The organism is Protofrankia sp. CiP1_Cm_nod3 (assembly GCF_982290655.1).
Genome location: NZ_CEVIVD010000004.1, coordinates 1 through 1,016, shown reverse-complemented (window position 1 = coordinate 1,016; position 1,016 = coordinate 1). Strand labels below are relative to the sequence as shown.

General features: G+C 76.3%; 1 protein-coding gene. It reads right to left on the bottom strand.

Features of this window, described 5'->3' with window-relative positions; genetic code table 11:
* Window positions 1–33 precede the first annotated feature (33 nt).
* The coding region (locus AC5LUJ_RS02005) for a tyrosine recombinase XerC (protein WP_493464370.1) at window positions 34–1,016 on the bottom strand (983 nt) is incomplete at its 5' end.

Genomic DNA, 1,016 nt, shown 5'->3' with positions numbered 1-1,016 from the left:
TCCGCTGCCGGGCAGCCGGGCGCTCCCCGGCTGTCAGGCCCGCGGATGGCTCTGCTCGAACGCGGCACGCAGCCGTTGCGGCGTGACATGGGTGTAGATCTGTGTTGTGGTGGGGCTGGCATGACCGAGGAACTCCTGCACCGACCGGAGATCCGCGCCGCCTTCCAGCAGATGCGTGGCCGCGGAGTGGCGGATGTCGTGCGGGCTGACCGGCCCGGTCCCGTCCGCCGCAGCGGTCCGGGCGGCCAGGATGCGCCGGACCGTCCTGGGGTCGAGCCGGCGGCCGCGCACCCCCAGGAACAGCGCCCGCCCGCTGCCGGCCACGGCGAGCGCCGGGCGGCCGGCCGCAAGCCAGCTCCGCAGGGCCCGCCCCGCCGGCACGCCGAAGGGGACGGCGCGCTCACGCCCGCCCTTGCCGCGGACCCGCACCAGCCGTCGCTCGTCGTCGATGTCGTCGATGTCGAGACCGCACAGTTCGCCGACCCGGGTGGCGGTGGCGTACAGCAGCTCGAGGACGGCGTCGTCACGGACGGCGGCCGCGCGCCGGATGACGACCGCGTGCCGGCTGGCCGCGGGCAGGTCACCATCGTCGGGCAGCGGCCGGGGGCGGGCCGCCAACAGCTCCCATGTCTGGGCGGCGGTCAGCACCGTCGGTAACGACGCAGGCCGCCGGGGGCCCGCCAGCCGCTCGGCGACGTCGGCGGCCAGCCATCCCTGCCGGGCCGCGAACGCGCTGAAGCCGCGCGCCACCGAGACCCGCCTGGCCAGGGTGGTGGCGGCGGCCCCGCGAGCCCGCATCCCGGCGAGCCATCCGCGCAGCACCCCGAGATCGACGCCGGCAAGCTCGTCGAGCCCGGCATCCTGGGCGTACCCACGCAGATGGGCGAGATCGGCCCGATAGGCACGGACGGTCTCCGGGGACCGGCCACGCTCGGCCGCCAGATGGCGAAGGTACGCCGCAACCGCGACATCCCAGGAAACCTGGGCCTCCTGACAGGCCCCGGCCCCCCGGGAAG